Below are 12,833 nucleotides of genomic sequence, written 5' to 3'. Positions count from 1 at the left end.
GGCTGAAAGCCCGTCAAGGAGAGCTAAACGCGATGATCGCGTGGGCAGTAGAGCGGAAAGTCTTACCTTCCGGGCTTACAGATCGACAGCGCGGTAGAGCGAACCGACCTCACCGCGGTTGAGCCGCCGGATCGAGCCCGACCGCTGGGCACCGAGCTGCACGTCGCCGAGCGCGGTCCGGACCAGTTTGCGCACCGGATGCCCGGTGGCCGCCATCAGCCGCCGCACGATGTGCTTGCGGCCCTCGTGGATGACCAGTTCGATCTGGGTCCGTCCGGCCAGCATGTCCTTGACCCGGAACTGGTCGACCTTGACGATGCCGTCCGGCAGCTCGAAGCCCGCCCGTAGTTCCTTGCCGAGCCCGCGCGGGACGATGCCCTCGACCTCGGCGAAGTAGGTCTTGAGCACCTGGAACGACGGGTGCATCAGCCGGTGACCGAGGTCGCCGTCGTTGGTGAGCAGCAGCAGGCCTTCGGTGTTCTCGTCGAGCCTGCCGACGTGCACGATGCCGGGCGTCTCCTCGTACCGGCCGCGCAGGTAGTCGCCGACGCAGGGGCGGCCGCGGTCGTCGCTCATCGTGCTGTGCACGCCCTTGGGCTTGTTCAGCACGAGGTAGACGAGGTCCTCGCGGACCTGGACGCGGGTGCCGTCCACGTGGATCACGGAGTTGTCCGGATCGACCCGGCGGCCGAGTTCGGTGACCACCTTGCCGTCCACGCTCACGCGACCGCGCACGATCAGGTCCTCGGCCGCGCGCCGGGAGGCGACGCCGGCCTGCGAAAGGACCTTCTGCAGCCGAATGCCGTCGGGATGCGGGTCAGATGTCATCGATGGTGTCCACTTCGGGTAGCAACGGAGCGATGGGCGGAAGGTCGGCCAGGGACGACAGGCCCAGTCGCTCCAGGAACAGCTCGGTCGTCACGTACAGCGTGCCAGTGGTTTCGGGGTCGGTCCCCATCTCCTCGATCAGGCCGCGTGCCAGCAGCGTCCTGATCACCCCGTCCACGTTCACCCCTCGGACGGCGGCGACCCTGGCCCTGGTCACCGGCTGCCGATAGGCGATCACGGCGAGGCTCTCCAGAGCGGCTCGCGTCAGCTTGGAACGCTGGCCGTCGAGCAGAAGCTTCTCCACGAACGGGGCATAGACGTCCCTAGTGTAGAACCGCCACCCTTCGCCGACGCGGCGCAGGTCGATTCCGCTGGATCGGTCGGTGAACTTCTGCGCCATCGTGCGCAGCGCGACGGTCACCCGCGACTCGGGCTGGCCGACGGTCTCGGCGAGCGATTCCTCGTTGATCGGCGAGTCCACGACCAGCAACAACGCTTCGAGGGCGGCTTCGAGCGCCTCGTCGGAGGTGAGGTCGGGATAGTCCCCGGCGCCCGCCGCCACGAGCCCCTCGTCGGCGGGCGGCTCCGCCTCTCCCGCCTCCCCTTCGGTCTCGGACGTGCTGAAAGCGTCCTTCACCTCATCGGACGCGCCGAAAGCGTCCTTCGCCTCATCGGACTCGGCGATGGGAGCCTTCAGCCCATCCTCGGTCTCGGAGGCTTCGGTCTCGGAGGCTTCGGTCTCGGAGGCTTCAGCGCTCTCGCTCACCTCGGCGCCTTCACTCTCTTCGGGGCTTTCGGTCTCTTCGGGAATCACCCGTACTCCTCGTCCTCCGCGACGGCGCGGTCGTGTTCGGCCGCCACCGACGCCTCCGCCACGGACCCGCCGGTCCAGCGCACGTGCAGTTCGGCGAGTGCCTCCAGCTGCTCGAACTGGACCGTCGCCTCGCGGTACAGCTCCAGCAGCGCGAGGAACCGCGCCACGATCTCGACGGTGTGCTCGCAGTCCTCGACGAGCTCGCTGAAGGTCGCTTCGCCTCGTTCCGCGAGCTTGAGCCGCAGCAGCGCGGCGTGCTCGCGCACCGAGACCCGGCCCATGTGGATATGCGCGATGGACACCGTCGGCGGCGGTTTCGGCCGGAAGACCGCGATCGCGATCTCGGCGAACTTCGCCGGGTCGACGCCGAGCATCACCTCGGGCAACAGCCCCATGAACCGGTCTTCGAGCGCGACCGACCGCGGATAGCGTCGCAGCGCGCCCGCCTCCAGCTCACCGAACAGCGCCGCGACCTGCTTGTACGCCCGGTACTGCAGCACGCGCGCGAACAGCAGGTCCCGTGCCTCGAGCAGGGCGAGGTCGTCTTCGCTCTCCACCTCCGCGGCGGGCAGGAGCCGCGCCGCCTTGAGGTCGAGCAGGGTGGCCGCGATGACCAGGAACTCGGTCGTCTCGTCGAGGTTCCATTCCGTGCCGAGCGCGCGGGTGTAGGCGATGAAATCGTCCGTGACCTGGTGTAGTGCCACTTCCGTGACGTCGAGCTGGTGCTGCGAGATCAGCTGGAGCAGCAGATCGAAGGGGCCCTGGAAGTTCGCCAGGTTCACCTTGAACTTGGACGTGCTCAGCTCTTCGTTGGCCAGTCCTTCGGGGACCATCCCGCCGTGCACGGTCTCGTGCACGACGGGGGTCTCGTCCGCTGCCGCCCGCTCGACCGGCTCCGGGCCGCTGTGCGCGGCCGCCGCCGGATCGTCCATCAGTTCTCGGTCTCTTTCCCGTCCTCGGTGCCCGCCCGCAAGCGCTGGACGAGGACCGACTCCTCACCGGCCGCGTCGAAATCGGCCAGCAGCACGGCCACCGCCTCGCGGACCAGCCTGCCGCGATCGAGCACGAGCCCGTGCTTCGCCCGGAGGTTCAGCCTGGCCTGCTCCATCGCCAGCAGTTCGTCGCCGGAGACGTAGACGGTGATCTTCGCGTCGTGTTTGGTCCGCCCCGAACCGCTGCGCGCGGCACGGGTCAGCTGTTCCTTGTGGGCCTGCCCGTCCCCGTCCGCCGAACCGTTCCCGTTGCCGTTCCCCGTCGAGGGGGCGGGCTGCGCGGGCGCGGGCGGGAGATCGAGGGCGGGGCTGGAGGTGATCCTGAAAAGTTCGGACGCTCCGGGCAGGGAAGCTCGCCTGCTCACCGGGCGATCACCTCGCGGGCCAGCGCGCGATAGGCTGCCGCGCCGGCTGATTTGGGGGCCCAGGTCGTGATCGGCTCGCCCGCGACTGTCGTCTCGGGGAACCGCACGGTGCGGTTGATCACCGTGTCGAACACGATGTCGCCGAATGCCTCCACCACTCTCGCCATGACCTCCTTCGAGTGCAGGGTTCTCGGGTCGTACATGGTGGCGAGAATCCCCGTGATGTCCAGTTTGGGGTTGAGGCGTTCCTGCACCTTCTCGATGGTGTCGATCAGGAGCGCTACGCCTCGCAGACTGAAGAACTCGCACTCCAGCGGGATGATCACACCGTCCGCGGCGGTCAGTGCGTTCACCGTCAGCAGGCCTAGCGAGGGCTGGCAGTCGACAAGAACATAGTCGTAGTCGTTCATGACCGGACGAAGGACCCGTAACAAAGTGTGTTCGCGTCCTACCTCTGCGACCAACTGGACCTCGGCCGCGGACAGGTCGATGTTGCTCGGCAGCAGGTCGACGCCGTCCACCCGGGTCTTCCGGATGACGTCGGTGATGCTGACCGAGCGCTCCATGATGACGTTGTAGACCGTCTGGTCCAGCTCGTGCGGCTGAATGCCGAGGCCGACCGAGAGCGCGCCCTGTGGATCGAAGTCGACCAGCAGCACCCGGCGGCCGCATTCGGCGAGCGCCGCACCGAGGTTGATGGTCGAGGTGGTCTTGCCGACGCCACCCTTCTGGTTGCACATGGCCATCACCAGCGCGGGGCCGTGCCGTTCCAGAACCGGCGGTTCGGGGATCTCGCGGAGGGGGCGGCCGGTCGGGCCGATGCCTTCCCTCTCGAGTTCTTGTTGCTTGGTTTCTTTGGCGCGCTTGGCCTTACGGCCACGGGAAGAGATCGTGTCCTCCGACGGTTCGTCGCCGTCGTGTTCGGCGGGGGTTGCGATGGTCACCTGGCTGAGGCTCGCCGCAGCCGAACCGGCGGACGCGGACGGCTTCGCCGGCTCGTTCGGTGTCGACATGGCGCGAAAGCTCCTCTTCGGCTAGGTCTCCGGCAGCCTATGCGCGGATCGCGAATCGAGCCAAAGCGGCTCGCCGGGGCCGATCGGGTCGATTAACCCAGCGCGCGGGGATGTGCTGTCGCGTAAACCTCGCGGAGCGTGTTGACCGTGACCAGCGTGTACACCTGAGTGGTGGTCACCGAAGCGTGACCGAGCAGTTCCTGTACGACGCGGACGTCGGCGCCGCCTTCGAGCAGATGCGTGGCGAAGGAATGGCGCAACGTGTGCGGGGAGACACCCGCCTTGATGCCCGCGGCTTCCGCGGTGTCCTTGAGAACCTGCCACGCGCTCTGCCGGGAAAGCCTGGAGCCGCGGGCGTTGAGGAACATCGCCGGTGTCCCCCTGCCGTGGGTGGCGAGCACCGGCCGCGCGCGGACGAGGTAGGCGTGCACCGCTTCGAGCGCGGGGCGGCCGATCGGGACGATGCGCTGTTTGCCGCCCTTCCCGTCGAGCAGCACGGTCCGTTCGGCGTCGTCGATGTCGTCGACGTCGAGTCCGACGGCCTCGGAGATCCGTGCGCCGGTCGAGTAGAGCAGTTCCAGCAACGCCCGGTCCCGGAGTGAGCGCTCGCCTTCCGGTGGCGGGGTTTCCAGGAGTTTCAGCACCTCGTGCACCGGCAGTGCCTTGGGCAGCCGCTTCGCCGCCGCGGGCGGCCGGACGTCGCGGGCCGGGTCGCTTTCGGTGATGCCGTCGGCGTGCGCGAACTTGTGCAGCCCCCGCACCGCGACGAGCGCGCGAGCCGCCGAGGACGCGGCGAGCGGCCGATGCTCTTCGTCGCCTTCGCGCAAAGCCGCGCCGAACGAGGTGATGTGCGCCGGGGTGACGTCGGCGAAGCGTTCGACGTGAGCGTCATCGAGGTACGCGGTGTACCGGCGCAGATCGCGCGAGTAGCTGTCGAGGGTGTTCCTCGCGGTTCCGCGCTCGACCACCAGATGGTCGAGGTAAGCGGCGACCACCTGGGCGACTCCGGCACCCCCAGCCCGTGACACACGGCCACTCTAGGCCCCACCAAGAACTTCTTGGTGGCGCCGCGCTCGCCGCGTCGCGGGTGTGAAACGGGCTACCTTGGGACCATGTCCCAGCAACCGGACCCGGACGAGATGCGCGTCGGCACCGCCGAGCGCGAGGAGGCGGCAAGGCTGCTCGCCGACCACTACAGCCAGGGGAGGATCACGCCCGACGAGTACGAGGGTCGTGTCCTCGCCGCGTACGAGGCCGTGACGCTCGGCGAACTCCGGCCGCTGTTCCAGGACCTGCCCGCCCCGCATCCCCGGTACCTGGCGCCGCGGTTCGACCCGCCGCCGTTCGTGCCCGTGTACCAGCAGCCCGTCGCGGTCCTGCCGTACTCACCGAAGTCGAAAATCGCGGCCGGGGTGCTGCAGATCGTGCTGCCGTTCGGGATCGGGCGGTTCTACACCGGGCATGTCGGACTCGCTTTGGGGCAACTGGCGGTCGTGGTGTTCACCTGCGGCATCGGGGCGGTCTGGCCGATGATCGACGGGATCGTGCTGCTGGCGAACGGCGGCACCGACGCGCAAGGCCGCCGTCTCCGGGACTGAGCCCCTCGGAACTGGCTCCCCGTCAGCGGCAAGGGCGGTGCGCCCGGTAGCGGCAGGTCCGTGAAGGCCCCCTTCCCTACCCTCAAGGTCAGGGGCCCGGCAAAGTCGGGTTCCATGCGGAAATAAGGCAAAAGTGGCGTGTTCGGGTGGGCGGCGGCCTGGGTGATGTGTCTGAGCACGCGCGTTACGACTTCACTCTGCCCCCCCGAGACTGCAATGAAAGGTCCTTTCCTTGCAAATTTTGCAAGGAAAGGACCTTTCATAGCGCGCGAAGCCGTTAGAGACCGCGCGAAGCGAACTTCGTCGGCCGGTCCTCCCAAGGCGCGTCCGCCGGACGAGCCGAAGCCGCGCCCGAAAGCACCGCGTGCGCGGCCAGCACGCCGCCGACGGTCGCCCCGTTCACCAGCTCACCGGCCAGCGCCATCCGGACGGCCTCGGTGAGCGGGAACTTCCGCATCACGAGATCCGCCTCCTCCTCACCGAGGACCTCCCTGTCCACTTCGGACAGCCCTCGGGCGAGGTAGACCCGGACGACCTCGTCGGTGAACCCCGGAGACGCCGCGACGTCGACGAGGGTCTCCCAGCGCTCGGCGCTGAGCCCGACCTCCTCGACCAGCTCGCGTTTCGCCGCGCCGACGGGGTCCTCCCCCGCCTTGTCGATCAGTCCGGCGGGCAGTTCCCACAGCCGCCGCCCGATCGGGTGGCGGTACTGGTGGATCAGCGTGACCGTGCTGTCCACGCCTTCGCCGTCGAGCGCGACGACGGCGACCGCGCCGAGGTGCTCGACGACCTCACGGCGGGCCGTGCCGCCGCCGGGCATCACGACCTCGTCGACCCGCAGTCCCACGACCCGTCCGATGTGGACGTCCCTTGTGGACGCGACGGTGAACTCGTGCTTACCGGGCTCGGTCACCTCGCCACCGCGGGTGCTTCGGCCAGCTCGACCGGGAGCCGCTCGGCGACCTTGCGGTCCACGACCGCCTTCACGAACGCGCTGAACAGCGGGTGCGGCCGGGTCGGGCGGCTCTTGAGCTCCGGGTGCGCCTGGGTGCCGACGAAGAACGGGTGCTTGTCGGCGGGCAGCTCCACGAATTCGACCAGCCGGTCGTCGGGCGAGGTGCCCGAGAACACCAGACCGGCCTCGGAAAGGCGCTTGCGGTAGGCGTTGTTGACCTCGTAGCGGTGACGGTGCCGCTCGGAGACCTCGTTGCTGCCGTACGCCTTCGCGACCTGCGAGCCCGGCTTGAGCTTGGCGACGTAGGCGCCGAGCCGCATCGTGCCGCCCATGTCGCGCTCGCCCGCGACGACGTCACGCTGGTCGGCCATCGTGGAGATGACCGGGTTCGCGCTCGTGTCGTCGAACTCGGCCGAGTTCGCGTCCTTGATCCCGGCCAGGTTCCTCGCCGCGTCGATCACCATGCACTGCAGGCCGAGGCACAGGCCGAGCAGCGGCAGCCCGTGGGTGCGGGCGTAGGCGATCGCGCCGACCTTGCCCTCGATACCGCGGATGCCGAACCCGCCGGGGATCAGCACACCGTCCACATCGGACAGGGCGGACGCGGCACCGGCCGGGGTCTCGCAGCTGTCGGAGGCGACCCAGACGATCTGGACCTTGGCGCGGTGGGCGAACCCGCCCGCGCGCAGCGCCTCGGTCACCGACAGGTACGCGTCCGGCAGGTCGATGTACTTGCCGACGACCGCGACCCGCACCGTCTCCGACGGGTTGTGCACGCGGTCGAGCAGGTCGCCCCACACGGTCCAGTCGACGTCGCGGAACGGCAGCCCGAGGCGGCGCACCACGTAGGCGTCGAGCGCCTCACGGTGCAGCACCTTCGGGATGTCGTAGATCGACGGCGCGTCGGGGCAGGCGATGACGGCCTCGGTGTCGACGTCGCACATCAGGCCGATCTTGCGCTTGAGATCCTCCGGCAGCTCGCGGTCGGCGCGGCAGACGAGCGCGTCGGGCTGGATACCGATGTTGCGCAGCGCGGCGACCGAGTGCTGGGTCGGCTTGGTCTTCAACTCACCCGAAGGGGCGAGGTAAGGCACCAGCGAGACGTGGAGGAAGAAGCACTGATCGCGGCCGACGTCGTGGCGGACCTGACGGCAGGCCTCCAGGAACGGCAGCGACTCGATGTCGCCGACGGTGCCGCCGACCTCGGTGATCACGACGTCCGGGCTGTTCCCGTCCTCGTCAGCGCCGGCGGCGGCGGTGATCCTGGCCTTGATCTCGTCGGTGATGTGCGGGATGACCTGCACGGTGTCGCCGAGGTACTCACCACGGCGTTCCTTGGCGATGACCTCGGAGTAGACCTGGCCGGTGGTGACGTTGGCCTTGCCGTCGAGGGACCGGTCGAGAAAACGCTCGTAGTGCCCGATGTCCAGATCGGTTTCGGCGCCGTCGTCGGTGACGAACACCTCACCGTGCTGGAACGGGTTCATCGTGCCTGGATCGACGTTGAGGTACGGATCCAGCTTCTGCATCGTGACCCGGAGCCCACGTGCGGTAAGGAGCTGACCCAGGCTGGAAGCCGTGAGTCCCTTACCCAGAGAGGAGGCAACGCCTCCGGTGACAAAGACATACTTGGTAGCCCGCGACTGAAGTCCCACGGGCTTCCACCTTATCGCACGCCCGCCGGGGCGCTCAGTGGCCACGCCGCAAGCGTCCGATGGAGTGGAAAACCGCTACTCTCGCGACGTGACAGACGCGCACGACACCTGGACCGCACCGGTCGCGGAAGGCCCGCTCGACGCGGACATCCGCGTCCCCGGCTCGAAGTCGATCACCAACCGGGCCTACGTGCTCGCCGCGCTCGCCAGCGCGCCGACGCGGGTGCGGACCCCGCTCGACTCCCGTGACGCGCGACTCATGCTCGGCGCCATCTCCACCCTCGGCGCCCATTCGCAGGGCAGCATCGGCGGCTACCTCGTGCATCCGCTCGGCCACGGCCGGGTGCATCCCGACGAGACCGTCCGGGTGGAACTGGGCAACGCGGGCACGGTCGCCCGGTTCACGCCCGCCCTCGCCGCGCTGGGCACCGGCCCGGCACTGTTCGACGGCGACGAGGCCATCCGCCGCCGTCCGATCGGGCCGCTGCTGAAGGCACTGCGCGGTCTCGGCGCCCGGATCGAGGACGACCGCCGCGAGGCGCCGCCGTTCACCGTCCACGGCGAAGGCGGCCTGAGGGGCGGCAAGGTCGATCTGGACTCTTCGGCGTCGAGCCAGTTCCTGTCCGCGCTGCTGCTCGCCGGGCCGTCGTTCCAGCAAGGGGTCACCGTGCGCCTGGTCGGCGGCGCGGTGCCGAGCGAACCGCATATCGCGATGACCGTGGAGATGCTGCGCCGGTTCGGGGCCACCGTTGATCGCGAGGGCACCGAGTTCCACGTCGCGCCGACGCGGCTTTCCTGCCCCGAATACATCGTCGAGCCGGACCTCTCGACGGCCGCCCCGTTCGTCGCCGCGGCGGTCGTGACCGGCGGCACGGTGCGGATCGCGGGCTGGCCGCGGCAGACCACGCAGCCCGGTGACTGGCTCCGCAGCCTGCTGCCCGTCCTCGGCGCGACAGCCGAACTCGACGCGGCAGGGCTGACGGTCACCGGCAGCGGCACGATCCCCGGCGTCGAACTGGATCTGCACGACGTCGGCGAGCTGACCCCGGTGATCGCGGCGCTGCTGTGCTTCGCCGAGGGCCCGTCGATCATCTCCGGGGTGGCGCATCTGCGGGGCCACGAGACCGACAGGCTGACCGCGCTGGCCACCGAGCTGTCGTCGCTCGGCGCCGACGTCCGCGAGACCGAAGACGGGCTGCGGATCACCCCGGCCCCGCTGCACGGCGGGAAGTTCCGCACCTACGACGACCACCGGCTGGTGATGGCGGCCGCCGTACTGGGTCTGCGTGTGGAAGGGATCGAGGTGGAGAACCCGGAAACGGTCGGGAAGACCTACCCCGGGTTCGCCGAAGCCTGGACCGCGATGCTTTAGGCCGTGTCCGAGTCAGCCCGCGGAGCGTTCGCCGTCGTCCTCGGGGAACAACGCCCGTAGCGTGACTTCGCGATTCACCCGCACGTGTTCGACGGCGTGGGCCCGCGCGCGGTCCGCGTCGCCCGAAGCGATCGCGTCGTAGAGGCGGCGGTGCTCGTCGAGCAGTTCGCCCCAGTGCTCGTTCTGGCTGGTGAGCCAGCGCAGTCTGCCTTCGAGCGGCCGCAGGATCTCGTGCAGGAGGCCGTTGCCTGCCAGCGCGACGATCTCGTCGTGGAACCGCGTGTTGAGCAGGGTGATCCGGGCCGGGTCGCCGCTTTCGGTGGCGCGCGCGGCGTCGACGAGCAGACGTTCGAGCGCCCGGAGTCCCGGTTTGCCCGCCCGCTCGGCGGCCAGGCCCGCGGCGAGGCCTTCGAGCGCCTCCCTGACGTCGAACAGCTCCTCGACGTCGGCCCTGGCAAGCTGGCGCACGACGATGCGCCGGGGCGATTGGACGACGAGGAAGCCTTCGGCCTCCAGGCTGCGGATGGCCTCGCGCACCGGGACCCGCGAGACGCCGAGGTCCTCGGCGAGTTCCCGCTCGACGAGCCTGTCCCCCGGCTTCAACCGTCCGGTGAGGATCCGTTCGCGCAGCTCGTCCCGGACCCGTTGCCGGGTCGCGGCCAGCGGCTGCCGCGGTCCTTCCTCGGCCACTCCGTCCCCCTCGCTCAACACAGCCGTAACAGCTCGTAACCCGAGTTTATCGGCAGAAACCTTGACGACGGGGCACTGCGGGGTGATATTTGGGATACCAAATTTTGGGATACCAAATCGACCAGCGCTTGTCGTCACACGTCGATCCGGAGGCCAGCATGACCGCCGCCCCAGACACCCGGTCCGCGAAGTCCATCGCGGCCGAGCCCGATCCCCGGCTCTGGAACTCCGACCTCGCCCCGGCGAAAGACCGTCGCTGGAAGGTCTACGACATCTTCGCACTGTGGATGTCGGACGTGCACAACCTCGGCAACTACACGTTCGCGGCGGGCCTGTTCGTGCTCGGGCTCTCGGCCTGGCAGGTGTTCACCGCGCTGCTGACCGGCTTCGTGCTCATCTACTTCGGCATGAACCTGATGGGCCGGATCGGGCAGAAGACGGGCGTCCCCTTCCCCGTCGTCGCCCGGATCAGTTTCGGCACCTTCGGCGCGAACCTGCCGGCGCTGATCCGCGCGATCATCGCGATCTTCTGGTACGGCATTCAGACCTATCTCGCCTCGGTGGCCATCACGCTGCTGGTGCTCGCGATCGATCCAGGCCTGAAACCGTTGACAGAGGTCGGTTTCCTCGGTCTGCACGCCCTCGGCTGGATCTGTTTCATCGCGCTGTGGCTGGCGCAGGCGCTGGTGCTCACGCGCGGGATGGAGGCGGTGCGCAAATTCCAGGACTGGTGCGGCCCCGGCATCTGGGTCGTGATGATCGCGCTCGCGGTGTGGATCCTGGCCGCGGCGGACTGGAACATCTCGCTGACGAGCAACCCGAAGTCGTTGTCCACCGGGGAGCAGGTGCGGCAGTGGTTCGGCGCCGTCGGTCTCATCCTGTCCATCTACGGCACGCTGATGCTCAACTTCTGCGACTTCTCGCGGTTCGCCCCGAACCAGAAAACGGTGCGGCGCGGCAACTTCTGGGGCCTGCCGATCAACTCGACGGCGTTCGCGCTGCTGTCGGTCCTGGTGACCGCGGGCAGCCTGCAGGTGTTCGGCGAGGCCATCACCGACCCGGCGGAACTGCTCGCCCGCATCGACAACACCCCGGTGCTGATCATCGGCGCGCTGACCTTCGCCATCGCCACCATGGGCGTGAACATCGTCGCGAACTTCGTCTCCCCCGCCTACGACCTGGCCAACATCTGGCCGAAACGGATCACCTTCACCATCGGCGGGATGATCAGCGCGGTCGCGGCGCTGTGCGTACTGCCGTGGAAGCTGTACTCCTCCCCCGCGGTGGTCAACTACTTCCTCGGCGGCCTCGGCGCCTTCCTCGGCCCGCTGTTCGGGATCATGATCGTCGACTACTACCTCGTGAAACGGGGCCGGATCGACGTCGGCAAGCTGTTCGTGGCAGGCGCGGATTCGCCCTATCACTACAAACACGGCGTGAACCCGCTGGCGATGATCACCTTCCTGCCCACGGCGGCTCTTTCCGCGGTCATCGCCCTCGTGCCGTATTTCGCCCCGGCGGCGCCGTACTCGTGGTTCATCGGCACCGCGACGGCCGCCGCGCTCTATCTGGTGATGTCACGGAAGCAGCGGGTCGCCTGATGCGGATCCTGGTCACCAACTGCAACACCACCGAGGCGATGACGAAGGAGATCGAGGCGGGCGCCCGCCTCGCGGCGAGTCCCGGCACCGAGATCCTCGCCAGAACGCCCCTGTGGGGCCCGGAATCCGCGGAAGGCTGGCTGGACAGCTTCTTGAGCGCGGCGGCCGTCCTCGACCTGCTCAACGGCATGGACGAACCCTTCGACGCGCTCGTGATGGCCGGTTTCGGCGAACACGGCCGGGAAGGGGCCCGTGAACTGCTCGACGTCCCGGTCGTCGACATCACCGAAGCGGCCGCGCATCTGGCCTGCCTGCTGGGCAGACGGTACGGCGTCGTGACCACATTGGACCGGACGTGCGGACTCATCGAAGACAGCCTGCACGCCTCGGGAGTCGCGCAGAACTGCGTCGGCGTCTTGGGCGCCGGACTCGGTGTACTCGAACTGACCGACGAACGCCGGACGGAGTCGGCACTGCTGACCGCCGGACGCCGGGCGCGCGACGCCGGGGCGGAGGTGCTCGTCCTCGGCTGCGCCGGGATGACGGGACTGGACCGGCGGATCTCCGCGATGCTGGACATCCCGGTGATCGACGGTGTCGCGGCCGCCGTCCGCCTGGCGGAATCCCTGGTGACCCTCGGCCTCAAGACCAGCCGGGCCGGCTCCTACGCCCGTCCCCTGCCCAAAACCCGCCTGTGGCCCAGCAATCAGTGAGGGGTAAGGCAAAGGTGGCGTGTCGAATGTGATTTCGAGTGGCGATGCGGGCTAGAGCGAACCCTCTCTCAGGTACCTACTCGTCACCTGCGGGCCCTGGCTCGCGGGGGAAGCGCGTGAAGGCCCGATGCGAGCGACAGCCGGCCGCCGACGAGGTGCGGGAAGTCCGTGAAGGCCTCCTTGCCTACCTTGAAGGTAGGCAAGGAGGCCTTCACGGACTTAAGAATACAGTCAAAC

The 12,833-nt window shown here is 68.7% G+C and carries 13 protein-coding genes; 4 read left to right on the top strand and 9 right to left on the bottom strand.

Translation table 11 applies throughout. The features are described 5' to 3' along the window. Positions 1 to 75 precede the first annotated feature (75 nt). From ACZ5ZX_RS33650 to xerD, 6 genes are all read right to left on the bottom strand, one after another. The gene (locus ACZ5ZX_RS33650) at positions 76 to 828 is read right to left on the bottom strand and encodes a pseudouridine synthase (protein WP_037303202.1); all 753 of its coding nucleotides are present in this window, start codon (positions 826 to 828) and stop codon (positions 76 to 78) included. Next, positions 818 to 1,642, bottom strand: coding sequence for an SMC-Scp complex subunit ScpB (gene scpB, locus ACZ5ZX_RS33645; RefSeq protein ID WP_465506022.1), 825 nt, complete (start codon positions 1,640 to 1,642; stop codon positions 818 to 820). Before scpB ends, ACZ5ZX_RS33650 begins: the two co-directional genes overlap by 11 nt. After that, complete coding sequence (locus tag ACZ5ZX_RS33640; protein WP_465506021.1) at positions 1,639 to 2,574, bottom strand: segregation and condensation protein A; 936 nt, start codon at positions 2,572 to 2,574, stop codon at positions 1,639 to 1,641. The genes scpB and ACZ5ZX_RS33640 overlap by 4 nt, the downstream gene beginning before the upstream one ends. Then, the gene (locus tag ACZ5ZX_RS33635; protein WP_465506020.1) at positions 2,574 to 2,999 is read right to left on the bottom strand and encodes a cobyrinic acid a,c-diamide synthase; all 426 of its coding nucleotides are present in this window, start codon (positions 2,997 to 2,999) and stop codon (positions 2,574 to 2,576) included. Before ACZ5ZX_RS33635 ends, ACZ5ZX_RS33640 begins: the two co-directional genes overlap by 1 nt. Then, on the bottom strand, positions 2,996 to 3,943 hold the full coding sequence (locus ACZ5ZX_RS33630) for a ParA family protein (protein ID WP_244162326.1): 948 nt from the start codon (positions 3,941 to 3,943) through the stop codon (positions 2,996 to 2,998). The genes ACZ5ZX_RS33635 and ACZ5ZX_RS33630 overlap by 4 nt, the downstream gene beginning before the upstream one ends. A gap of 161 nt (positions 3,944 to 4,104) precedes the next feature. Further along, positions 4,105 to 5,007: a site-specific tyrosine recombinase XerD gene (gene xerD / locus ACZ5ZX_RS33625; RefSeq protein WP_465506132.1), complete on the bottom strand. Its 903-nt coding sequence runs from the start codon at positions 5,005 to 5,007 to the stop codon at positions 4,105 to 4,107. 117 nt (positions 5,008 to 5,124) lie between these two features. Here xerD and ACZ5ZX_RS33620 point away from each other — a divergent pair, with 117 nt between their 5' ends. Beyond that, positions 5,125 to 5,610 (top strand): DUF1707 domain-containing protein, encoded by a 486-nt coding sequence (locus ACZ5ZX_RS33620; protein WP_465506019.1) that lies wholly within the window; start codon positions 5,125 to 5,127, stop codon positions 5,608 to 5,610. 277 nt (positions 5,611 to 5,887) lie between these two features. On the opposite strand, the gene ACZ5ZX_RS33615 is transcribed toward ACZ5ZX_RS33620, so the two are convergent. Then, the gene (locus tag ACZ5ZX_RS33615) at positions 5,888 to 6,523 is read right to left on the bottom strand and encodes an NUDIX domain-containing protein (RefSeq protein ID WP_465506018.1); all 636 of its coding nucleotides are present in this window, start codon (positions 6,521 to 6,523) and stop codon (positions 5,888 to 5,890) included. Next, positions 6,520 to 8,220: a CTP synthase gene (locus ACZ5ZX_RS33610; RefSeq protein WP_465506017.1), complete on the bottom strand. Its 1,701-nt coding sequence runs from the start codon at positions 8,218 to 8,220 to the stop codon at positions 6,520 to 6,522. The genes ACZ5ZX_RS33615 and ACZ5ZX_RS33610 overlap by 4 nt, the downstream gene beginning before the upstream one ends. Positions 8,221 to 8,308: 88 nt before the next feature. Here ACZ5ZX_RS33610 and aroA point away from each other — a divergent pair, with 88 nt between their 5' ends. Then, positions 8,309 to 9,592, top strand: coding sequence for a 3-phosphoshikimate 1-carboxyvinyltransferase (gene aroA / locus ACZ5ZX_RS33605; RefSeq protein WP_465506016.1), 1,284 nt, complete (start codon positions 8,309 to 8,311; stop codon positions 9,590 to 9,592). A gap of 12 nt (positions 9,593 to 9,604) precedes the next feature. Here aroA and ACZ5ZX_RS33600 read toward each other — a convergent pair whose 3' ends face one another. Continuing rightward, a complete protein-coding gene (locus tag ACZ5ZX_RS33600; protein WP_465506015.1) occupies positions 9,605 to 10,282 on the bottom strand; it encodes a GntR family transcriptional regulator in 678 nt (225 codons plus the stop codon). Positions 10,283 to 10,440: 158 nt separating this feature from the next. Here ACZ5ZX_RS33600 and ACZ5ZX_RS33595 point away from each other — a divergent pair, with 158 nt between their 5' ends. Both ACZ5ZX_RS33595 and ACZ5ZX_RS33590 read left to right on the top strand, forming a co-directional pair. Beyond that, positions 10,441 to 11,883, top strand: coding sequence for an NCS1 family nucleobase:cation symporter-1 (locus ACZ5ZX_RS33595; protein ID WP_465506014.1), 1,443 nt, complete (start codon positions 10,441 to 10,443; stop codon positions 11,881 to 11,883). After that, positions 11,883 to 12,596, top strand: a complete 714-nt coding sequence (locus ACZ5ZX_RS33590; protein ID WP_465506013.1) for an aspartate/glutamate racemase family protein — start codon at positions 11,883 to 11,885, stop codon at positions 12,594 to 12,596. The genes ACZ5ZX_RS33595 and ACZ5ZX_RS33590 overlap by 1 nt, the downstream gene beginning before the upstream one ends. Positions 12,597 to 12,833: the final 237 nt, after the last annotated feature.

Source organism: Amycolatopsis sp. NPDC033938 (genome assembly GCF_055575975.1).
Note: the sequence above shows the minus strand (reverse complement) of the source record. Positions and strands in the feature narration are given on the sequence as shown.

Coding starts and splice junctions, on each gene's coding strand:
- ACZ5ZX_RS33650 (WP_037303202.1), bottom strand. CDS start 828: ATGACATCTGACCCGCATCCCGACGGCATTCGGCTGCAGAAGGTCCTT.
- ACZ5ZX_RS33640 (WP_465506021.1), bottom strand. CDS start 2,574: ATGGACGATCCGGCGGCGGCCGCGCACAGCGGCCCGGAGCCGGTCGAG.
- ACZ5ZX_RS33620 (WP_465506019.1), top strand. CDS start 5,125: ATGTCCCAGCAACCGGACCCGGACGAGATGCGCGTCGGCACCGCCGAG.
- ACZ5ZX_RS33595 (WP_465506014.1), top strand. CDS start 10,441: ATGACCGCCGCCCCAGACACCCGGTCCGCGAAGTCCATCGCGGCCGAG.
- ACZ5ZX_RS33590 (WP_465506013.1), top strand. CDS start 11,883: ATGCGGATCCTGGTCACCAACTGCAACACCACCGAGGCGATGACGAAG.